We start from the raw sequence: 22322 nt of genomic DNA, 5'->3' as shown, positions 1-22322 counted from the left end.
GTCACCAATCACCAGTCACCAATCACCAGTCACCAATCACCAATCACCAGTCACCTCTTCCCACACAACAACCCAAACCGAATCAAACCCCGTTCATAACCCCGACTCATCAACCCCAAAGAAAGCGCCCCTTGAATTGTACTCCAACCCGAAAAAAGTAACCCAAAAAATGCTTGAGGAGTAAAAGCAGAATCAATCACAAAATTCCAAAAAGGTGCAACAGCAGTGGACCAATCAGCGGTGCGAACGTTGTTTAATGGTAATTGATGAGCGATCGCCTCATACTCTGGCAAGGAAATTACATAGGGTAAACAATAAACCCGATAAATGTCCTGTAAATGCTTTTGTTCATCAGCAGTCAAAGGTGAAACATCCGTAGGACGATGACACCATGTCACCATAATCAAAGTACCACCAGGCTTTAACACCCGATAACACTCTTGCAGAAACTTGGTTTTATTTGGCATATGTTCGCCACTTTCTAAAGACCACACCAGGTCAAAAGAAGCATCAGCAAAAGGCATTTCTTGGGCATTGGCAACCAGGAAATTACTCCTAGAACCCAAATTAGCCTCCAAGGCTCTTTCCTTGGCTCTAGCGGCTTGTACAGGGCTAAGTGTGATTCCTGTGGACTTAGCATTAAACTTTTGCGCTAAGTATAAAGAACTGCCACCAATCCCACAACCCACATCGAGGATATTCTCTGCATCCTTGACACCTGACCAGTTCAGCAGTTCTTCGATTAAATCAATTTGTGCCTGACGACGGTCTTTTTGCTGCTTACCATCTGCACCATAATAGCCGTGGTGCATATGTTCTCCCCAAATTTGTTCCCATAGTCCAGAGGAAGCATCATAAAAGTCTTGAATTTGCTTATAAAGTGTTGTACTCATGAATCAACTAGATGAAGATCAAGCCTAAGTAAAAAAAATATATTTTTAGGCTACCATTTATGTTTTTAATTAGATAAGGCAATTTTGCTTTTATAGGAAAATTTGGAATTACTTATGACTGTTGCTCGTACAATCTGCTTAGGATTTCTGACTGTTATCCTGGCAGGAACTATCCTATTAATGATGCCTTTTTCCACTAGCAATGGTACCTGGAATGACCCCATTGTAGCACTATTCACCTCAACCTCCGCAGTTTGTGTTACAGGTTTAGCTGTAGTTGATACTGGTACTGGTTTTTCCTTTTGGGGTCAATTGTTTATTGTCATGCTAGTACAAATTGGTGGTTTAGGATACATGACAACTACCACCTTTTTGATTTTATTAATTGGCAAAAGATTTGATCTGAGGCAAAAATTAGCGATTCAACAAGCTTTAGACCGCCCAGGAATGAGTGGTAGTACCCAAATTATCCGCTCTATCATTGCTACAACTCTGATTTTTGAAATTACGGGAATATTTTTGTTATTGCCAGCTTTTGTTAAAGATTTTGGTTGGGATCAAGGACTTTGGTTATCAATATTTCACAGTATCAATTCTTTTAATAATGCAGGTTTTAGCCTATTCAAAGACAATTTAATAGGCTATCAAACCTCTATCTTAGTAGTTTTCACTGTTACAGGCTTAATTATTTTTGGAGGCATTGGTTATCAGGTTATTTTAGATATGTATTTTTGGTTTCGTGATAGATGCTTAAAGAAACCTCATGCCATAGTATTCTCTCTTGACTTTAAAGTAGCAACTAGTACGACTCTACTGCTTTTAGTTGTGGGAACAATTGCTTTTTTGTTCATAGAAATGAGAAATCCTGAAACCTTTGGTAATTTTAGTTTTCCTGAGCAATTATTATTAGCTTGGTTTCAATCTGTTACCCCTAGAACCGCTGGATTTAACACTGTTGATATTGGTAAAATGACTGATGCCGGGTTATTTATTACCATTGCTTTAATGTTTATTGGTGCCAGTCCTGGTGGTACAGGAGGAGGTATAAAAACCACGACTTTAAGAGTTCTCACTAGTTGTACAAGGGCAATCCTCCAAGGGAAAGAGGAAGTTTTACTTTATGAGCGTAAGATAGCAATATCACTGATTTTAAAAGCTGTAGGTGTAGTTTTTGGTTCTCTAGCTACAGTGATTGGCGCAACGATTTTAATTAGTATTACAGATCCGAAATTAGAGTTTATTCAAATTCTTTTTGAGGTGGTATCAGCATTTGGTACAGTGGGTTTATCCACAGGAATAACAGCAGGTGTTTCCACTGGAGCAAAAATAATTTTAATTGTCACTATGTACATTGGTAGAGTCGGTGTTTTATTATTAATGTCAGCTATATTAGGTGATCCTCGTCTGAGTAGAGTTCACTATCCTGAAGAAAATTTACTTGTTGGTTAATGGGTGATTGGTGATTAGTGATTGGTGATTGGGTGAAAATAACTAATAACTAATAACTAATGACTAATAACTAATGACAACGGAAAACTGACAACTTACAAAATTATGAACCTTTCATCATTAAAATTTTTTCGCAGTTTACGGCACGATAATCAGCAATTTGCTGTAATTGGGTTGGGTCGTTTTGGTCGTTCTGTTTGTGCAACACTGCACAGTTTAGGTTATCAAGTTTTGGCTACTGATGTGGATGAAAAGCGAGTTGCTGAAGCTTTAAATGATCAAATAGTCGGTCATGCAGTGCAACTAGACTCTACTGAACCTGCTGCACTCAAAGAAGCTGGTATTTTTGAATTTGATACAGTAATTGTGGCTATTGGTAATTACATTCAAGAAAGTATTATCACCACTCTTAATGTTAAAGAAGCTGGTGTACCTCATGTAGTTGCAAAAGCTTCTAGTGAAGTTCACCGCAAGCTATTAAAACGAGTGGGAGCAGATCATGTAGTTTTCCCAGAATATGAAGCTGGTTGTGCTTTAGCAAGAACTCTCACTAGACCATCTATTTTAGATCGCTTTGACCTCGATCCAGATCATAGCATTGTTGAAGTAATTGTCCCTGATGAATTTCACGGTAAAACTGTTGCAGAAATTCAACTGAGAAACCGTTATGGTTTAAATTTGTTAGCAGTAAGTCAGGATGGTAAATTTAAGATTAATCCTGATCCCACTAAGCGTTTAGAACGTGGTTCAGCTATGGTGGTAATTGGTTGCAATAAAGATATTAATCGTTTACCAATTTAGGTGACTGGGGACTGGTAACTGGGGACTGGGTAATCAATTTTATGTTTTTTAATCAGCTATTAACCCAAGTTGCTAGTTATGGGGAAGAGCGATAGCTACGCTGCACTTCGTGAACGCTAGGGTGAAGTTTGGGAAATAAATGGGTCAATAAAGTAATAACCCACATTCCGCACTTCATAAAGTAGCATAATTAAACTACATTGACGGTCAATTAAAACTTATGGTTTGAACAATTACGTATCAGTGGAAAACAAAATTATGAACACACAAAGTTGAGCTTTTATTTGTGTTTAAAAGCTGTTTCAACAATAATATTTAATTCAAGGTGTGCAATCAGTTATCAAAAAGATAACCAATGAAATCGTCAAACCAGAGAGAACAACTAAGATAATAAATAATATTTTTGGCAAGTAGTAGGTAGTAATTGCAAGATATGACAATGCGACTCCGTTAAATTAAGAATTCGTTGAAATCCTTGTATCATTAAAAGATGAATCCCTTGAAAACATTGAAATATCCATCTTAATGTGGGAGATTCTTTGGGTTTATTCAATTGATTTTTAACTGTGGATTTTTGTGCCTGCCACAAGAGTTTTGCTGTTGTGTAATTAACTCCTGATTTTCTCTTAATTTACATTTCACTCTATAAACTGTTGTTTTTCCTTTATTGGTTTCAGTAATTCGAGGGTCTGATATTTGATGATATTTTAATTTGGTTGTTATTTCTTTGACTTTTAATTCGGTCAAAGATTTATCTGTAAATTCTTCCTGTTCTAATTTCGCTATTTGTTTGTTAGCTTTTAATAACTCTTCTTGGATTTTTTTGTCTAGTTTATTTAAGTCTGCTTTTTTTCTTTCTGCACTTTCTACTAATAACCATCTTTGCTCTATTCCTCCATAAGATACTTTCTCTTCGAGATAGCTATGGTTGGTGAGCGCAGTCGAACCATAACCCTTTATTTTACAGGCTTTCAGGTCTTTATTTATAAAGGCTTTTACTCTTATCTTGGCTTTTTTAATGGATAATGGTACTCGACTTATCCATTTCATGTTTGACATTAATTTTAAATTACTTTCGCTCCATTTCTTCTTTTTGGTAATTCATATTTCTTGGCATTTTTATTTAATTCAGTCTTATTCTCTCATTTTTTTCCTGAATTTATTATCAATGCCCTATGAATTTCTCTTTAGTAGTCAAATGTAAATTAACGTCTATATTTTTACTGTCTTAATTGCGTATTTATATTTAAGTCTTTATGCTGCTTATAATACTTGTATATGTACTACAATTTGAAGTGCGGAATGTGGGATCAAAGAGCGATAGCGAAGCGCTGCTGCAAGCAGTTCGCTCCTAGTTCAATTTATTGAAGTTAATGTTTTTTGTATAAAAATCATAAACTTAAACAATCTATGAATTTAATATAAGCCCATATTTGCTAAATTTGACTGAAATAAATAACTTGCTGTTAGTTGTTAGTGAAATAATGTGGTGTGATCGCTTTATTTGGCTTTACTTAGTTCTACTTAGCAGATACTGAATAAACCTAAAACCCATATGAATCAAAGATTAGAGGTATTTAAAAAAAATTTCCTCACTATTTGCAACACAGGAGAAACAGTGAGCGTATATAAAGTAAGCCTATTTTGGTAACTCCTGTGCTGGCTATAAACCGCAGAATATTTACTTACAAAGTTTTGGAGTCAAAATGTCAAATGTAATGCAATATACTGAAACATCAGAAGTGTTGGGTATTCCCATAATACTGAAGATGTTAATGCAGAATGAAAATGAATTTACTATCATTGCTATCAAAGATGATGGTGAATTTCACAAGCTGTTCACGTACATGGCGGATATTGATGCTTTACAAGCAGATAAAGCAGAAGTGAGTAAATTGGCTGATGATTATGCACGGCAAGTCAATAAAATACTGAAAGGGGTTATTTTAATTTCAGATGGTGTTGTTTGGTTTGTTACAAATGTAATGGATTTTATCTCATCCATGTTTGGAGGTTTAGCAGGATTTGGATTAATTGGAATTGCATTTGTTCTTGGGATCATGTTAACGGTAGCAGATCTTTGGATTTATGCTTTTTTTATCATTGGTCCGTTGATGGCTATTTCATTTATTCTCAAAGCTTGGTTAAACAGTAAGAGGGAAAAAGCTATCAAGCAACTTTCTCGAAATTCCTTGGAATTTGCCAGAAGATGTAAAGTTGATTTGGATTTGTAATAAATCTGGGAAAGTCGGCAAATTCTTAATACCTAATGTGTTGATACAGGAACAAAAATCAAAACAGTTTGGGGACAAACAGTTTGCATTTAGATAACAGATAATACCTCACAAAAATTATTGGAGAAAAAAATGAAAAACTTGTTTATCAATTTCACAATCACAACTGCATTAATTACATCAATATCACCCTTAGCATTTGCATCACCCAAACCAGAATCTAAACTTCCTTCAGGTGCTTATTATACCCCAGGAACTATGTTTAATAACTCTAGGAGAGAGATTTTAAATCGTAATGGAAAAATTTGCATCAAAATAGTTGATGGACCACCTAATAACTATCGTGGACGAGAAGAAATTATGATTAGTAGCGTATCAAATCGAGGAGGTAAACTTTACATTGATGGCAATAATCAGGAAATCCAGGTAATGAATGTTAGAGAATTACCAGAGTATGAATTTTTAAGCAAATATTCTACTGTTTTAGCTGCATTCAGTGATAATGTTTCTAGTGCTTGGGGATTATTAGCAGGAAATAACTCTGATTCTCGCAGTACTCCAGCGCAAAATAAGAGAATGCAGGAATGTATAAATACTAAAGGTAATTATGTCCGTAAAATCAAAGGTAGAATGCTGCAAGGACAATTTTAGATAATTACTTTGGATTACCAGCGTTTTTGGCTCGACCTGTACAGGAGTCAGGAGGAAGTTGTCACAATCTTGAAATTTTTTTACCTTTTTGCAACACCGAGTGAATCTGGTTCGTATATAGATTGTAAACAGTATTTAGTATTTACATCTAGTTCAGCAATTTACTTTATCACTCATCAAACATTCATTTCACAAGAATTGGAAATTATGGTTAATACAGTGAAAATTGATTGATTTTTCAAGATTACAACCAGGGTTTTACAACTGACCTGAGTATTGCTCTATATTCGCTTAACAAGGATAAATAGATGAATCAAATTCGTTGCTGTAGAAATACGACTTTAGTGTTTAGCTTATATTTGCCCGTGATTACCTCATGTTTAATTCTCAGTTCAGGAATTTTTGAGGGTAAACAGGCTAATGCAAATGAAATACCAAAAATTGCCCAAAGTAATAATTCCTCAAGAAACTTTAGATTGGCAAGTAAAGAAAAAGTGAGAATTGCCGTTCTTGATTTTGATTTCAGCAGTGTTAGCAACCCTAATCTGTTATCTATTTTACAAGGAGGAAGCAAGGGTGTAAGTGATATCCTAGTCAACAGATTAGTCAAAGATGGTAATTTTTCTGTCATTGAACGCAGTCAAATAGACGCTATTTTGAGGGAACAAAATTTCGGTGATTCTGGACGAGTTGATGCTGGTACTGCGGCTCAAATTGGTAAGATTTTAGGTGTAGAAGCAGTTATAATTGGCTCAGTAACTCAATTTGACCTTCAACAACGGCGCTCTGGAGGAGGATTTTTAGGATTGGGAGCAGCATCTACTGATACAGATGCTTACGTCAAATTGAATATCCGGATCGTGAATACTACTACATCAGAAATATTATTTGTTGCCGAAGGTAATGGTAATGATAGTCAGTCAGATACTCAAGTTAGAGTTGGTCCATTTGGTGGAGGTTCAGTAACAGTTAATGAAAGTAAGTTATTAACAAAGGCAACAGAGAAAGCCATCGATCAAGTCGTTACGGAATTAAATAATAAATCAACAGATTTAGCATCTTTGCCAAAATCTTTACCAAGTGTCACCGCTACCGTAGCTGATGCCACAGGAAATACTGTGATTTTAAACAAAGGCAAATCAGATGGTTATCGAGTGGGAATGAAGTTATCAATTGAAAGGGTAACAAAACAAGTTAAAGACCCCACTACAGGTAAAGTTATTCGCAATGTTACTCAACCAATTGGCATAATTGAATTAGTTGAGGTAGATGGTACATCTAGTGTTGGCAAAATTACTAGTGGTGGAAAATTTAAAGTCGGAGATATTGCTAAACCGACTCAATAGATATCTGAAGGACGGAGCATGGTTGCGTATTCATGACAGCCTCAGCGAATGGACAAGATCAGACTCAAAATTAGTTTGTAGGGGTAATTCATGTAGCTTGCTTCCCGAAGGACATTACCCCTACTTTCGGTCTTTTTTGCGTAAGTCCTGAATAATGTTGAAAATGTGATGATAGTAATGTGTAAGAGGCGATCGCTTTTTGGTTGGTTGAATCAACAAAACCCAATATCAACCCAAATTATTCCATCTCTAAAAATTGTCTAACTAACAATAATATTGGTAAGCTGTTGTGCATTTAATTTATATAAGGTTAACAGGCAAGATGCCTGTTCCACAAGACTTAAGAATATTAAGATTATACAGTTTAGCTGCATAACAGCTTATCTAAGACATATTTAGGGAGATTATTCATTCAGAATTGTCTCCAAAATTTCTGGTGTCAAGTCTCTGGAAACTACTCTATCGCTACTTCGGCTTCGCTCAGTACAAGAATTTCATCCATCAATTTACCAAGAAAATCAACTTCCTCATTCAGATCCTCTCGTAAAAATAAACTAACCAGCGTTGCCAAAGATTGCTTTTTCCGTTCTGTTGCTTTTTGATAGGCTTAAGCAACTTTAGGACTCACTTTGATTGTAATTTCTTCACTAATCTGCATAGTCAAGACTTGTTGATAGTATTTATACTATTATATCGGATCAGCGCGATCGCAGCGATCGCCCTCCAAAAAACCATAAAAACCATAAATAAATATAAACAAATATTTGCAACAGGAGTTAACTATTCTTCGTATAAATAATAGTAGAGATTATTCTATACTTAATGATGCTCTTACTAAAATGTCATAAGTATATGGATGATCTAAACCTCCACCTGCAAATCCTCGTCAAAGAAGCTTGCAAGTATTCCAAAGACACCCGCCAGCACCGTCAAGCAATCAACGGTTTACTGCGATCGCTTCTCAAATCAGGACGTATTTGGAGGCCATCAGCAGGGAATGACAACAACGAGGATATTTATGAAGAAGCATTACAAAAAACTCTGGTTGATTTATTTAGTAAAACATTATGTGAGAAGTATGATCCAGATCGGGGATTATTTCTACACTGGTTTAACAGGTGTCTAATAAATAAGTACAGAGATGAAATAAGAACAGTCAACGGTTATAAAAATCGCATACAGTCTGTCTTACAAAATGATGAAATATCTATTGATCCATTAGAGCAAAGAGTTTCTCCTATAGATGCGACTTTACTCATTGCAACTTGGGAATTATTTAAGCAATGGATTATAGAAGATCCTGATAATGTTCTCAAAGATTGTCACATCAGAGATAACCCAAAAGCTAACTGTCAATTATTTGCTGAACTGAACCGTATCCAAGGAAAAAAATGGCAAGAAATAGCTGATGAAGTTGGATCACCGCAGGGTTCGCTGAGATCCCATTGGAATAGAAAATGTGAACCATTACTGCAAAAATGGTTAGCAGAAAATCAAAAATTATTTGGAGAAGAAAACAATGAATGATAAACTAAATAAACTAAATGTATTACATGATTTAGCTATTACCTTTCCCATTACTGCATCCTTTCGCCACCAAGCTAGAACTTATGCAGCACAATATTTTACACCAAATATACAACAAAGAATTTATTTGAATACCTTGGCTGTATTTGTTGCTGATGCTTATTTTCAGATACTTGGTTTTAAGACTAATCTGAATCGGACAGAAAGATGGGATGTCATTCAACGTTTATGGAGTGAAGCTAATGAATTAGAATTATTAGGATTAGGTAATTTAGAATGTTGTGTCATTAAAAAAGAACAAAAAGAAATAATTTTACCATCTGATATTGTTAGTAATATTGTTAGTAATAACATCGGCTATTTATTTATAGAAATTGCTGATTCAGAAAAAGAAGCCGTATTGCTGGGTTTTTTACCTGCTTTTGATACTAAACATGAAGAATTAGAAATAACAGATTTACAATCTATGGATGCTCTGATTGATTATTTATCTGAGAAAGAAACATCTTTACCAGTAGAAACAGCAGAAATTGATGAGATATCCCTAGAATTTACAGAAAAAAAAATTACTTATTTAAGAAATTGGTTGAATAATATTTATGAGGGAGATTGGCAACCTGCAACGCGGAATCTGAGAAATGCTATCTGCAATAAAAATATCTCCCTAGCAGGACAAATATTTAAAATGCAGCTTTCCGTTTCCCAACCCAGTGAGGAATTAGTTAATGTTATAGTCACTATTCAAAGTGAAAATACTTTTTTACCTATGGGTATGCAAGTGAGTGTACCAGATGGATCACATACACATACAGAAACAGTAAATAAATCTGGTGATTTGATATCTATACCCCTAGAATTATCTCCAGGTGAAGAATTTTGGGTAGAATTGCGGATAGGAGAAAGTTTTATTAGAGAATATTTCATTGCTTAAAAAGGAGTGTTTATGACTTGGAAAATCTCCTTTAAAATTGGTGGTAGGGTGCAAATCAATAATTCTGAAGTTTTACCTGTCACTCTTGCTATTTATGATCAATATGGACAAATAGAAGAACTGGTTTCTTTTCTTTCTCCTCTACCAAAATCTTTATCAAATAAGTTTAAAGATTGGCAAGATTATATTGGTTTACAAGGCGATCGCAAAGTTGTTAAAAACCAGGAAAATCGCACTTTTGGGGTCATTAATCTAACAGAATTAGCCAATGCTTTGAAAGCAGAATTAAACAAATGGTTAAGTAGGGATGGTTGGGTTGATGAAAATGGACAACCAGATCCTCGTGTAAGTTTGGTTTTGGAACAATTTAGGGAGAAAATAAGTCAAAAAGATGAAGTTCAAATTATTGTTCAAACAGAAGATAGACAATTACGAGGACTTCCTTGGCAAGAGTGGGATACTTTGGCAGGGTATACTAGCAATGGGGTAGAAGTTGCCATTAGTGCGACTAATTTTAAACGGTTGACACAAAAACAAACAGCACAATTAAAAGCAACTGCTCGGATATTAGTAGTATTTGGTGATGAAAAACTTAATTTTGCAGAAGAAATCAAGGACTTTTAAGAATTGCCACATCCTATCAAGTTTGGCAACAAAATCATCAATATTTTTCCCTAAGTAGATCGTTTTACATTCTCAATTTTCTCAGTATTGTTGCTTGTGGTGTTCAACTTGTAGCACTGGTGTCAAATATTCTTTTTGCTCCAGATTCCATCTTTAATAAAAATAAATACCTCACTTATCTGATTATTTGTGAGTTAGGTATTCTCCTATGGTTGCCTTTTCAAAGCTATAGTATAGAACATACCAAAAGTCTCTTATTTTCCTCTGATTTCCGAGGTACTCTAGCTGGAATTAATGTGATTACTTATGCGATTATTGCCATTTTATTTTTCACTACTATTAGCAGTATATACAAAAGTGCTACCCAAAAATATCAGCCTATTTTATTGTCATTTTTATTAGGTAGTTTAGGTTTTACTGTATTAAGTAGTATTTTTGGTGTTTCTATTATTGATCACTTGTTTGGGATGAATAGCACCAATCCTTTAACTCCTTGGTTTGCCAGTATCGTGTTTTTTGCTCCTTTATTTTGCTTACTTGTCCGTTGGATTGATTTGCGAGTAAGTGATGATTAAATATCAGATCCCCATAATATCCCTTAATTCCCCTTTGCGTCTTTGCCTCTTTGCGTCTTTGCGTGAGATAAAAAAATATGGTTCATTTACCTAAAAATAAGCAACTTGTTCAAGAACGACAAAAAGTAATTCTGATTGTATTTTTGATATACATTCTACCAATTTTACTTGTATTTTTAGAAGTAATTCCTTTTTCCTGGCGGTTTTATGTGCTAATTTTGGCAGCTATAGTCGTAGTAGCGATCGCCTATTTATACCGATTTTCTCCTGTAGAATTAGGATTTACAAATAATAACTTAAAAAAATCTTTGACAGCGATCGCTTTACCAACATTAATCTTTACTGCGTTCATGTTTATTTATTATTTAACTCATGGATCACGGTTAGATAACTCAGCATATCAATGGCTATTTTACCTTTTCTTTGTGGGTGTATCTTCTCCCATCCAAGAGTTTTTATATCGGGGGTTTTTATTTGCTATTTTTAAGAGAGCAAAATTTGCAACTTGGGTACAAATTATACTCTCTAGCTTACTTTACAGTTTTGTACATCTGATTTATAAAGATATACCGACGCTGGTATTTACATTAATTATAGGTATAATTTGGGGCTGGAACTACGCAAAGTTTCGTAATTTATATAGTATTATTATTAGTCATTCCTTACTGGGAGCGATCGCTATTCTGCTGGGTTTAGTATAGGTGAGGACTTACGCAAAACAGAACGAAAGTAAGCGTGCCAAAATTTCCTTCTGTGACAATATCTAGAAAACTGGTTTCTTCACGAAACTTGTTTTCTGGACTTCAGCCTTTCGGTAACTGATTCAAGCGATCGCGTTTGCGTCTAGTTGTTATAATTCAAAAACAGGCTATAATGTTAGTAAAAAATGTTAGTAAAACAACATTAATCTCTAAGGTTTATCAATGACTCAAATATTGATAAAAATTCCAGACGAATTAATAAGTTGATGTGCAGCTAAACTGTATAATCAAAAACCTGAAGTTACAGTAGCACAAGCATCTTCCTTGTATTGATTATTCAAGTTAAAGGCACAACAGCTTACCTCCAAGGGATTGTAAAATAGTGGGCGTTTTGTCATCGCCAACCAATAACGCCGAAAACAGAAAGGTAGGTAAAATTATGGTTCAAGCCTTACCTAAAACCAAGCTAGTAACCTTTGAGGAATTTGCCCAATGGAAACCAGAAGGGGGACAGTATGAACTGCATGATGGGGTAATTATTGAGATGTCACAGCCTACAGGAGATCATGAAGATGTTGTCGGTTTTTTGGCACTAGAAATATCTGCCGATATCAAGCGATTACATCTTCCCTACTTCATTCCCAAAACTGCTCTTGTCAAACCACCTGAAAATGAATCCGGTTATTCACCAGATATATTGGTGGTCAGTCGCCCCAATCTTGTGAATGAACCACTGTGGAAAAAACAATCTACAGTTACTCAGGGCGCGTCAATCCCCTTGGTGATTGAGGTGGTTAGCACTAATTGGCGTGATGACTATTTCACCAAACTGGGACAATACGAAGCCGTAGGTATTCCAGAATACTGGATAGTAGACTACGCTGCATTCGGAGGTAGGCGTTTTCTTGGCAATCCTAAACAACCAGCTATCTCGATTTACTCGTTAGTTGAGGGGGAATATCAAGTTAGTCAGTTTAGAGGTCATGACCGGATAATTTCAGCAACCTTTCCAGATGTGTCCTTAACTGCTAACCAGATTTTTCAAGCTGGTACTTAGCAATCAGAGTATTAGTTTTATCAACAAACCAAAAAAAGAAGGAAAAAATAAGTCATCGCTATTCTCGTAGGTTTAGTATGGCTGACTACTTACGTAAAACATCACAAAAGGGTAATTCATAAATTACCCTACTCAAAAATACAGTAGCGCAAGCATCTTGCTTGCATTCATTATCCAAATAAAAAGCAAAATAGCTGACCTCATTACAACATCAGTTTGTTCTATTTTAGTAAGTTTTACTCAAAGTGCGATCGCTTCTTTACAAGAGACTACGTTAAGAGTATCCTATAGACAGCATTTGCGAATTTACCAAATTTATCAATATTGCCTAAAATAAAAACAACGGCAACGAATAGTAAGCTGTTACACAGCTAAATTGTATAATCCTAATATTCTAAACTCTTGTTTAACAGGCAAGATGCCTGTTCCACTTATACAAATTAAATGCACAACAGCTTAAAAGTTATTAATAATAATTGCTGGAGGAAAAATGAGTTTAGTAATTTCTGAAGAAATTGTGAAAGCACGTGGTTTATCAGAGGACGAATTTTTACAGCAAATTGTCATTATGTTATTTCAACAAGACAAAATCAGTTATCCAGAACTAATGCGTTTTTAAGCACTCGTCGCCAATTGAATATCTTTTTCAATACTACGAATAACAAAATTAGATAAGTTTCTATGTCGAGGAACTGGAGTAGGTTTGTTTAATTTAGGATGCTGCCAAACCTCATGATTACCACCTTCTCTAACCTTGTAAAATCCAATATCAACCATTTTTCTGATAATTTTATTTTTTGATTCATCTGAAAATTCAATAATTGATTTGGTATCAATGATATTTTTAACAGTATCTTCAAAATTCAATATAGCATCATTAAATTCATCTTTATATGCCTCACCTATCTCCTCTAAAATACGGGCTATACTTTTAGTTGCTCTAAATGTTTGTATTGACTTGATTTTTCTAGGATAATTTTTTATGTGGTGTGATTCGTTTAATTTACTTTTAATCCTTTCTAATAATTTATCTATGGGTATATTTTTCCCATTTTTAACTAAATCTTGAGTAGCCATAGTGATTGACCAATAAAGTGATTTAACATATTCAGTGATATTTTCATCAGACGAATTTGGCATTATTTTAATTAAAGTTTGACTATCTAAATTAGACCAAACTAATATAACCGGAAATCGGTCTGAAGGAATTTGAAAACAAGACGCTGCAATTTCTGCCGCTCGATGGTGATGATGTCCAAGACTAAAGAGTACAGATAACCATTCGTCACTATCTATCATATATTCTTCAACATCATCAACTCCTAATTCCACAAGAAAGTTATGTATTCTATTTTTGGCTGGCTCAACTATATCCATAATATGTTTACTATTAAGAATTAAAAAATTATGGTTGGGAGCATAGGGAAAATAAATATTATGTATTTTTCCACTTTTTTCATGCAGCCAAGTTATTAAATAAGCATCTTCCTGTCTTAATACTAAATCCCATTGATCATTATTTTTATTATGCAAAATTAGTGATGAAGACATATTAGGATAACTCCTCATTTGAGGAATAAAACCCGGTACTGCAAAATACGAAAAATCTGGAATAGGAAACATAAGATACCCCAATATAAGTTTATTAATCTCCCAATAATACCTTAATCGCTTTTAACGCCTGACTATGCTTCCCGTTACTAATCTTAGCAAACCAATAATGGTATTCCTCATAACTCATAGCTTTTATTCCTTGGGCAATATTAGCAATTCTTTCTGGTTTAGAAAGTGGTTGAATCGTCTGAAATAACAAAGCTAAATTTATGCCTGTTTCCTCAGTTAAAACATAAGGACTTTGACGATTATGACTTAATGTTTTTGGATCATAATTATTTGCTTTTAAACAATTATAAGCTGTTGTGCATTTAATTTGTATAAGTGGAACAGGCATCTTGCCTGTTGCACAAGAGTTCATAATATTATGATTATACAACCTAGCTGTGTAACAGTTTATTCAAGTGTAATTTTTATTACAACACAACTTTGCTGCAATTGGAGTATTGCAACAATTCTAAAAAAAGTCCGCAGGTGCGGACTATGGACATTGGATAAGGTTAAGTTGTCACCAAGAGAGCCTACAAGATGTTAGACTTACTTTGTATTTTTGCTGCAAAAATATGAAAAATCAATACTCTAACTGTAAATCTTGAGACATAATAGCAGTAATTATGTCTGAGAAATAACACATTTTCTAGTTTATGTAGTTGCTAAGAATTTAATCTTGACATAAGAGTGCATTTAAATATCAAAAACTTGAGACAAAATTCCTGTAATTTTGTCTGTAATTGTGTGGTCATTCAGGAGTGAAGATTGAGGAGTAAAGATGTTGAAAATATTGGTTAAGTTAAAAAGCTGACTGCTGAGTAGTAAGATAATAAAAACCCCATAAGTCATGACTTATGAGGTCTAAAGATTTTTAGGCACAGTTGAGGGCAATACCAGGATGATCATCAGTGAGAGTAGGTCATGTCTCTGCTGATAAAACCGTGGCAAAGTTTGCTCGTGTCTGCAACTTGTAACCTAAAAGCCCACAGGTCAATTACTGGAATACTCTACCAAACATAATCAAAGATATGTAGCCAAATTGGCTTTTTTTAACCTGTGGGTGCTAATAATTATGAGGAAGACTTAACTATTTGGGGTATACCAACTAACTGGTATAGCTTATCTTCAAATTTTTGGCTACATACTGACCAATCAAACTCTAAGATAGAAGGACGAGCTTGTGCAGATAATTGGGCTTTGAGTTCAGGATTTTGCAGTATTGCAATTATCTTCTCGGCGAAATCTTGGGCGTTGTTGGGTTGAGCTAGAAAACCATTATAACCAACTGTTACTTGTTCAGTGGTTGAGGGAGCCATAGCGGCGACTACAGGAGTTCCTGATGCTAAAGCTTCGTTATTTGTAGTGCAGAAGTTTTCCGTTACTGAAGGGTTAATAAAAACATCTGCTCTAGCAAACCATCCTAAAAGTTCAGTACCGTGGGACTCACCCCAAAGCGTTACACCGTGGAGGAATTTTTGAGCGCGACGACGAATTTCTTGATCTAATGGACCGCTACCAACGATGACTAAATGGACATCAGGAATTTGAGCAGCTATCAAGGGATAAGCATCTAAAAGTTGTGTGACATTTTTCTCGGCAGTGATGCGTCCTACAAATAAAATTGTAGGTCTTTTATCGTTAGGAATTGGATCATAACAGATGTTGCGGGGATGGAATTTTTCACAGTTAATTCCTTGATAGGGGACGTATTCACCGCGTAGACATTCTAGTTTTTGGTACTTGGAAAGTTGTTCCCTAGAAGAAAATATATTGAGGGTGTAAGCATTACTAAATTGCTTAACTAATAATGGAATTATGGGACGCATCAATCCGAATAGGAAATCACCTAAATAATATCGGATATAGGCAACGATATCGGTATGAAAAACGGAGATGATGGGTGTTTTAGTACGTTTCGCATAATCAACTCCTACAGGTCTGCCATAACCTTGCAGAAAAACTGAATATAGCCCTCTCATTTGGGCTGCTTCTTCAACTACAATGATATCAGGTTGAAACTTTTCTAGTAATTGAGTATCGCTCCAATGACGATAGTTTAGAGGTTGGGGCAGAGATTTATAGAATATTAGCGGTTCTGTGGGAAAAGCATAGGAGGAAAAGTTGGCAAAAGATTGTAGTTCTTCTAGTCCTGCCATTGGACGTTTCCCAACTTGTTTACTGAACTTATTATTGATTTGTGGGTGAATAAGAAAAACTTCGTGTCCTTGTTCAAGTAACCAATGGACGCGCTGATGTACAGCAACGGATACTCCTGTTAAGAAAGGAGAATATAAGCCAGTAAATAAGGCAATGCGGAGGGTTTGTTTTGTCATTTTTGTTTCAATGATTTTAGTGCTGGTTTCAGGATTTACGCAGGAACTATCATGAAACTTTTGGTTTTTGCGCTGATAATTAATAAAATTCCCAATTATAATTCCCAATCAAATTACAGACAAGCTTCTGAATTTCTATCAAGAGTATGACTAGAGAGAAATTTTCGGATCAATTGGTTGATCTAACCATTGATAAGGATGATATTCAACTAAGCGAATATGCCAGGGACTTTGAATTTTATAGGTAAGTCCTCGCCATGTCACTGTTGACATCCCCAGAGAAGATAACATTGCTAAACCATAAACCCATTGTGTTAAAGGAATAGCAATGAACATTTTGAGGATGTTGGTGAGTGAAATTTCTGGAATTGGTTGTCCTTGAGAGCGAATTATTTCTTGTACTCCTAGTTCCATGACTAGCATTAACAAGAGTAATCCAATTGTGTAGATGCTATAGGATTTAAATAAGGAAAATGCTGTATTCCATTCTGTGGCTAAAAACAATCCTAAAGCTAAGAAAATGGTGAGGGTAGGAAAGAGAATACTGGAAACTGCATCACTGACTAATGCTAACCAATTGGGGTGATAAAGTCGAGAACAAAGTATTAAGCGTTGGAGAGATGGAAATAAAGTAGATAAATTGCTTTCTTCTCGGTTTACCATTAACAAAGAAGGGACAAATTTAATTTTCCATCCGTGTTTTTTGATGACTTTGTGTAGGAGCATATCGTCACCAAATGCTGCTCCCCATTTTTCCAGTATTTCTGTTTGTTGGAGGAGGTGTTTTTTAATTGCTAAACTCCCACCCCAAGGAACTTGAAAGAGGAACATTTGCACGACAGTAGAAACGTTACCAGCGTAGCGTATTAAAGAACCCCAATATTTTCCTGTGGGTACATACCAACGGTTTCCTGTTGTTATTCCCACTTTTTCATCGGTGAGGGGACTAACTAATTCTCTTAACCAATTTTTGTGGACGATGGTATCAGCATCTACTAAGGCAATTACTTGGTAAGAGTCATCTAAATCGGAAACTGCTTGTACTAAAGAACTGCATTTGAGACTACAATTATGACGTACTGTTCTGAGGGTGCTAATTTGGAAATTAGTGGCTTTAGTTTCAGCGATGACTTCTTTGGCAATTTTAAAAGCTGGATCTTCTGGACTATCAATGATCAGCTTTAAATCGTACTCTGGGTAGTTTTGATTTAAGAGCGATCGCACACAATTAGGTAAAAATGGATCAGCACCTCGTAAACAAAGAATTACTGCCGTTTTTGGTAGTTGGTTATCTGATAAGAATGGTTGTTTATAGGTTCGCAAATACCATAAAAATATTAGCATTAAACATACCTGAATTACCAGCCAACCTATCAAAGAATTAGACAGAAATGCGGTCAAATCTTTCATTAGTCATTAGTCATGGGGAATAGGGAATAGGGAATAGGGAATAGGTAATAGGTAATAGGTAATTGGTAATAGGTAATAGGTAATTGGTAATAGGTAATTGGTAATAGGTAATTGGTAATGGGGAGGTAAATAACCCAATCACCAGTCACCAGTCACCAGTCACCAGTCACCAGTCACAAATCACCAATTACTTATGGATCAAGGGAATATTTCATGTTGATGTTAATGGTGGTATTTTTAGTCATTTTAAAACTGGCTTGTTTAAATTTTGGTGTACCAGTTTGGATAGAGACAATGGGATTTCTGGAAATACCAAAACCTTCTGTGGGAATACCAAAAAAGTCTTTATTGAGTTTGCGATCGCCATTTTGATCATCAACTACTGCTACTGCATAAGTTCCTGGTTTTAAACCAGAAAATACTTTTTTCACAGAACTACCAGTAATTTTAGTGCAGCCACTTTGAACTTCACTAGAACTACTCATAGGAAAGCCTTTTTCAGAGTTATAAATTCGGAAACAAATTTCACCTGTTTTGTTACTTATTCCATTCACGACTACAGTTAATGCCGTGGTAGTTTGTGCATGGGCAGTGTTAGCACAACTGAAACTTAAAACAGTCGTCAGCAATAGATAAGAAAGGCGAGATATTTTTAACATAAGCTGTGAGATATAGCCTGTAGATTAATTGCTTAAATATTCATTAGCCAAACTTAAATTACTCTTGGTTTTGGTTCTTGGGGAACGCAAAATTTTAGCAGCCATCCACAAATCTTTAAGTAATAAAGATTCTGTTCCAGATAGCTTTTTAACAATAATCAAATAACACAATATTTGCTCATATAAATTCAGTGAACTTTGACTGACTGAAAGTAAATATTCTTTGAGAATGCGCCAATGGGGAAATAAAAGTTTGCCTTTGTTACCTGAATCAAACCAAATTGAATACTCATAGAAATCTGGTAACATATCTAATGAATATTGAGGATCTTTCTGAGTAAAAGACAGGTAACTTGGAAAAAACATACTCAAAGATTGTTGGGGATGAATCCTGGCAAAAAATAAGTATTCGGGAATTTCATAAAACTGGCCAACTGTACCAAGTCTTAATAATAAAATTCCATCTGCATTGCCATAACCACCCATAGGAGTGATTTTTTGTAAGGAACTTTTGCGAATGACTCCATACATTTGATAACAGAGATGTTTAGTGAGGAATTCTTCAAATCTGATCTGTGTTTTTTCTGAGTTAGTATTGAGTTTAATTTCATAGTTTTGGAAAAAATTACCCTGTTCATCAATCAGATATGTGTGGAAATGGCATAAGATATAATGTGGATTTTCCTCAAGTACCTGTATACATTTACTGAGAAAATCAGGAGCGTGTAAATCGTCGTAAGCTGCCCATTTAAAGTATTCACTATTCGATAATTCAAAAACGCGGTTAAAATTACAAGCGCAACCGATATTAGTAGGATTACGATAGTAACGAATGCGATGATCTTGTGCAGCGTAATTTCTACAAATTTCTTCAGTATTATCTGTGGAAGCGTTATCTGAAATAATTAACTCAAAATCACTAAATGTCTGATTTAGCAGAGAATCTAGAGACTGTTTTATAAATTTTTCGCCGTTGTATACAGGTAATCCAATACTTAATTTTGCTTGAGGTTTATACATACGCCATTCCCGACAAAAATATATTACTGAGTAAGCATTCAGCCGTCAGTTATCAGCTATGTAAATGAAAGATTGAAATAAAAAGAATCAAAAGAAATAGATGTAGATAACATTCCTGAACTAAAAACGCCTGAATCCTGGCTATGGGCTGATGACTGATAGCTGAATACTTACATTACTGATTACTTATTTCATCAATTTTTGGATGTCGGTTTTTTGTAACCATTGATGAGTACGTTTCATGCCTTCTTCTAAATCAACTTTGGGTTTATAGTTTAATAAACTTGTAGCTTTAGCAATAGAATAAGCATAAGGACGACTCATAAAGTCTACTGACTCTGGGAGGATATCAGCTTTTTTGCGAAATAGTTTTTGTCCTTGGTTACGCACTTTAAGAAACAATTTCATTTCTTCCTTAGGCAAGGACATGGGAGCAGGTAAACCTTCCATTGCTGCGAGGTGAATAAAATATTCTTTCCAAGAAGTTTTTTCACCATCTGTAATATTAAATATTTCGCCATAAGCTTCTTTTTCTATTGCTAAAAAGATGGCATCAATTAAGTTATCAACATAAAGATGATTCATCACACCTTTACCATCATTGGCATAGGCAAATAATTTTTGACGCATCATTAATACTGGGCGCACTATCCAAGGAATACTACCCGGACCATAAACATCTCCAGCGCGAATTATGATCACTCCAAAATCTGGGGATGAGTTAAGTTTTAAAACTTCTGTTTCTGCTTCAATTTTAGTTTGACAATAGGGGTTATTATCACTAGATAATGTTCCTATTTCGGCAATATTATCGCTATAGTTAAAGCCATAAACTAAGACAGTGGAAAGATGAACAAATGTTTTCACACCTGCTTGTTTAGCAGCTTTAGCTATGTTGACAGTACCTCCTACATTAATTTCTCGAAAACTTTTAATGTCTCCTGCTTCTTCTGCTAGTTGGGCAGTGTGTAAAATAATGTCTACTCCCTGACAAGCTTTTTGGGCTATTTTATCGTCAGTGATGCTACCAACAATAATTTCTACTCCTAAGTTTTGGAGGTTTTTATCCTGTACTTGAGAAGTTTGTAAACCTTTGACTTTCATGCCTTGAGATATTGCTAATTCTGCTGCACGAGAGCCAATAAATTCGTCAGTGCCGGTAATGAGAATGGTTTTGTTTTTGATGTCCATAGTATTGATTAGTGAATATTCTGAGTTAATTTATTGACGATTTAGAAAATATCTGCTGGATCTGCGGAGCGCAGTTTATTAATTGCTAATGCGCCGGAAGTGATGCAAATCAAAACTGTAGAGGTAAGAACAAGTATGGCATTATTAGAAGTCATCACGATGGGTAATTTAGTTGCTTCCATAGCAAAATCATATAAAGCAACTGAAATAATAAATCCTGGGAAATAAGCTAGTAAAGCTAGAATGAGTGCCTGTTGAAAAACTACATTTAATAAATAGCCATTGGCATAACCGATAGCTTTTAAGGTGGCGTAGGCAATAAATTGGGTAGCAATATTGCTATAAAGAATTTGATAAACAATGACTACGCCAACGACAGAAGCCATTGTCAACATTAAGTTTAAAATAAAGCCAATGGGTGTTCTAGAAGCCCAATATTCTTTTTCAAAATCAATGAATTGTTGACGAGTGAAAATTTGTACATCATTAGGTATATTGTCCCGCAATTTTTTTAACACTTCTTTGGGATCAACACCTGGTTTCAGTTTAACAATACCTACATCTATTTTTTCTGATGGACGTACAAGGGGATTGATTTTTACAAAAGTTGAGTCACTGACAATTAAATTGCCATCGACACCAAAGGAGGGACCCAAACTAAATAAACCCCCTACTCTGACTCGATAACCTTGCAAGGCATCAAATGCGAAAATTTCTATTTTTTGTTCTGTATTTCCTCTCTCAAAATTTTTGGCTATGGGACCAAATTCAGGGCGTGAGGATCTGTCAAACAACATGACATCAGGAATTTTGAGTTTATCTAAATTCTGCTCCACTTCGGGAATATTCATCACTGGTCTACCGGGGTCAAAACCAATGACATAAATAGAATATTTCTCGCCTGTTTCTGGATTTTTTAGCTTTGCAAATTGCAAATACATCGGGCTAACTGATTCTACACCATTAAACCCTAATGTTTGATATAAACGATTGCGATTAAAACTTTGATTTGAGGTCAAAGATTTGTATTGAGAACTAACTAAAAATAAGTCTCCTTTGAGATTTTGATGTACTGCTGTAGCACTAGAATAAAGTGCATCTTGGAAACCAAGTTGAATAAACATCAGCAGCACAATAAAGGCTATTCCGGCTACAGCGACAACAAAACGGAGTTTTTGCTGGGCTAACTGTAGCCATGCTAAAGGTATTTTGATGGTCATATATTTTGTTATTAGATATTACTCATTAGATATTAGTCATTAGTTGGGCATGGGGCATTGGGCATTAGTTAATTTTCCCAATCACCTACTAATGA

The 22322-nt window shown here is 35.1% G+C and carries 22 protein-coding genes and 1 pseudogene; 12 read left to right on the top strand and 11 right to left on the bottom strand.

Features of this window, described 5'->3' with window-relative positions:
- Positions 1-50 precede the first annotated feature (50 nt).
- On the bottom strand, positions 51-893 hold the full coding sequence (locus PN497_RS02105; protein ID WP_096572250.1) for a methyltransferase domain-containing protein: 843 nt from the start codon (positions 891-893) through the stop codon (positions 51-53).
- 114 nt (positions 894-1007) lie between these two features.
- On the opposite strand from PN497_RS02105, the gene PN497_RS02100 reads away from it, so the two are divergent.
- Positions 1008-2342: a TrkH family potassium uptake protein gene (locus PN497_RS02100; RefSeq protein WP_096572249.1), complete on the top strand. Its 1335-nt coding sequence runs from the start codon at positions 1008-1010 to the stop codon at positions 2340-2342.
- A gap of 105 nt (positions 2343-2447) precedes the next feature.
- The gene (locus tag PN497_RS02095) at positions 2448-3143 is read left to right on the top strand and encodes a potassium channel family protein (protein WP_096572248.1); all 696 of its coding nucleotides are present in this window, start codon (positions 2448-2450) and stop codon (positions 3141-3143) included.
- A 382-nt stretch (positions 3144-3525) separates the two neighbouring features.
- On the opposite strand, the pseudogene PN497_RS02090 reads toward PN497_RS02095, so the two are convergent.
- Positions 3526-4226 (bottom strand): annotated as a pseudogene (locus tag PN497_RS02090) (hypothetical protein); the annotation flags it as partial.
- A 635-nt stretch (positions 4227-4861) separates the two neighbouring features.
- Here PN497_RS02090 and PN497_RS02085 point away from each other — a divergent pair.
- The 10 genes from PN497_RS02085 to PN497_RS02040 all read left to right on the top strand — a co-directional run bounded on the left by PN497_RS02085 (position 4862) and on the right by PN497_RS02040 (position 13408).
- Positions 4862-5377 carry a hypothetical protein gene (locus PN497_RS02085; RefSeq protein ID WP_272109469.1) on the top strand — a complete coding sequence of 172 codons (516 nt, stop codon included), beginning with the start codon at positions 4862-4864 and terminating at the stop codon, positions 5375-5377.
- Positions 5378-5509: 132 nt separating this feature from the next.
- Complete coding sequence (locus PN497_RS02080) at positions 5510-6028, top strand: hypothetical protein (RefSeq protein WP_096572245.1); 519 nt, start codon at positions 5510-5512, stop codon at positions 6026-6028.
- 308 nt (positions 6029-6336) lie between these two features.
- Positions 6337-7374 carry a CsgG/HfaB family protein gene (locus PN497_RS02075; protein ID WP_096572244.1) on the top strand — a complete coding sequence of 346 codons (1038 nt, stop codon included), beginning with the start codon at positions 6337-6339 and terminating at the stop codon, positions 7372-7374.
- Positions 7375-8226: 852 nt separating this feature from the next.
- Entirely contained in the window at positions 8227-8901 is a 675-nt protein-coding gene (locus tag PN497_RS02070) for an RNA polymerase sigma factor (protein ID WP_096572243.1), read from the top strand.
- Positions 8894-9832: a DUF1822 family protein gene (locus PN497_RS02065; protein ID WP_096572242.1), complete on the top strand. Its 939-nt coding sequence runs from the start codon at positions 8894-8896 to the stop codon at positions 9830-9832. The genes PN497_RS02070 and PN497_RS02065 overlap by 8 nt, the downstream gene beginning before the upstream one ends.
- A 12-nt stretch (positions 9833-9844) precedes the next feature.
- The gene (locus PN497_RS02060; protein ID WP_272109465.1) at positions 9845-10456 is read left to right on the top strand and encodes a hypothetical protein; all 612 of its coding nucleotides are present in this window, start codon (positions 9845-9847) and stop codon (positions 10454-10456) included.
- 119 nt (positions 10457-10575) lie between these two features.
- On the top strand, positions 10576-11031 hold the full coding sequence (locus tag PN497_RS02055) for a hypothetical protein (RefSeq protein ID WP_272109464.1): 456 nt from the start codon (positions 10576-10578) through the stop codon (positions 11029-11031).
- 77 nt (positions 11032-11108) lie between these two features.
- Complete coding sequence (locus PN497_RS02050; RefSeq protein ID WP_096572241.1) at positions 11109-11732, top strand: CPBP family intramembrane glutamic endopeptidase; 624 nt, start codon at positions 11109-11111, stop codon at positions 11730-11732.
- Positions 11733-12171: 439 nt separating this feature from the next.
- On the top strand, positions 12172-12789 hold the full coding sequence (locus PN497_RS02045; RefSeq protein WP_096572240.1) for a Uma2 family endonuclease: 618 nt from the start codon (positions 12172-12174) through the stop codon (positions 12787-12789).
- A 490-nt stretch (positions 12790-13279) separates the two neighbouring features.
- Positions 13280-13408 (top strand): hypothetical protein, encoded by a 129-nt coding sequence (locus PN497_RS02040; RefSeq protein WP_272109461.1) that lies wholly within the window; start codon positions 13280-13282, stop codon positions 13406-13408.
- On the opposite strand, the gene PN497_RS02035 is transcribed toward PN497_RS02040, so the two are convergent.
- The 9 genes from PN497_RS02035 to devC all read right to left on the bottom strand — a co-directional run bounded on the left by PN497_RS02035 (position 13405) and on the right by devC (position 22227).
- The gene (locus PN497_RS02035; RefSeq protein ID WP_096572239.1) at positions 13405-14412 is read right to left on the bottom strand and encodes a type II toxin-antitoxin system HicA family toxin; all 1008 of its coding nucleotides are present in this window, start codon (positions 14410-14412) and stop codon (positions 13405-13407) included. The two genes, PN497_RS02040 and PN497_RS02035, sit on opposite strands and share 4 nt — an antisense overlap.
- 22 nt (positions 14413-14434) lie before the next feature.
- Positions 14435-14740: a DUF7680 family protein gene (locus tag PN497_RS02030; RefSeq protein WP_272109459.1), complete on the bottom strand. Its 306-nt coding sequence runs from the start codon at positions 14738-14740 to the stop codon at positions 14435-14437.
- 724 nt (positions 14741-15464) lie between these two features.
- On the bottom strand, positions 15465-16727 hold the full coding sequence (locus tag PN497_RS02025) for a glycosyltransferase (RefSeq protein ID WP_096572878.1): 1263 nt from the start codon (positions 16725-16727) through the stop codon (positions 15465-15467).
- Between the two features lie 150 nt (positions 16728-16877).
- Positions 16878-18137: a glycosyltransferase family 2 protein gene (locus PN497_RS02020; RefSeq protein ID WP_096572238.1), complete on the bottom strand. Its 1260-nt coding sequence runs from the start codon at positions 18135-18137 to the stop codon at positions 16878-16880.
- Positions 18137-18286: an alpha/beta hydrolase gene (locus PN497_RS02015; RefSeq protein WP_272109456.1), complete on the bottom strand. Its 150-nt coding sequence runs from the start codon at positions 18284-18286 to the stop codon at positions 18137-18139. Before PN497_RS02015 ends, PN497_RS02020 begins: the two co-directional genes overlap by 1 nt.
- A 42-nt stretch (positions 18287-18328) precedes the next feature.
- Complete coding sequence (locus PN497_RS02010) at positions 18329-18796, bottom strand: DUF2141 domain-containing protein (protein ID WP_096572237.1); 468 nt, start codon at positions 18794-18796, stop codon at positions 18329-18331.
- A 24-nt stretch (positions 18797-18820) separates the two neighbouring features.
- A complete protein-coding gene (locus PN497_RS02005) occupies positions 18821-19816 on the bottom strand; it encodes a glycosyltransferase family 2 protein (RefSeq protein ID WP_096572236.1) in 996 nt (331 codons plus the stop codon).
- Positions 19817-20002: 186 nt separating this feature from the next.
- Entirely contained in the window at positions 20003-21007 is a 1005-nt protein-coding gene (locus PN497_RS02000; RefSeq protein ID WP_096572235.1) for an NAD-dependent epimerase/dehydratase family protein, read from the bottom strand.
- 41 nt (positions 21008-21048) lie between these two features.
- The gene (devC, locus tag PN497_RS01995; protein ID WP_096572234.1) at positions 21049-22227 is read right to left on the bottom strand and encodes an ABC transporter permease DevC; all 1179 of its coding nucleotides are present in this window, start codon (positions 22225-22227) and stop codon (positions 21049-21051) included.
- Positions 22228-22322 lie beyond the last annotated feature (95 nt).

This window comes from Sphaerospermopsis kisseleviana CS-549 (genome assembly GCF_028329225.1).
GTDB lineage: Bacteria > Cyanobacteriota > Cyanobacteriia > Cyanobacteriales > Nostocaceae > Sphaerospermopsis > Sphaerospermopsis kisseleviana.
This window is presented reverse-complemented; position numbering and strand designations above follow the sequence as displayed.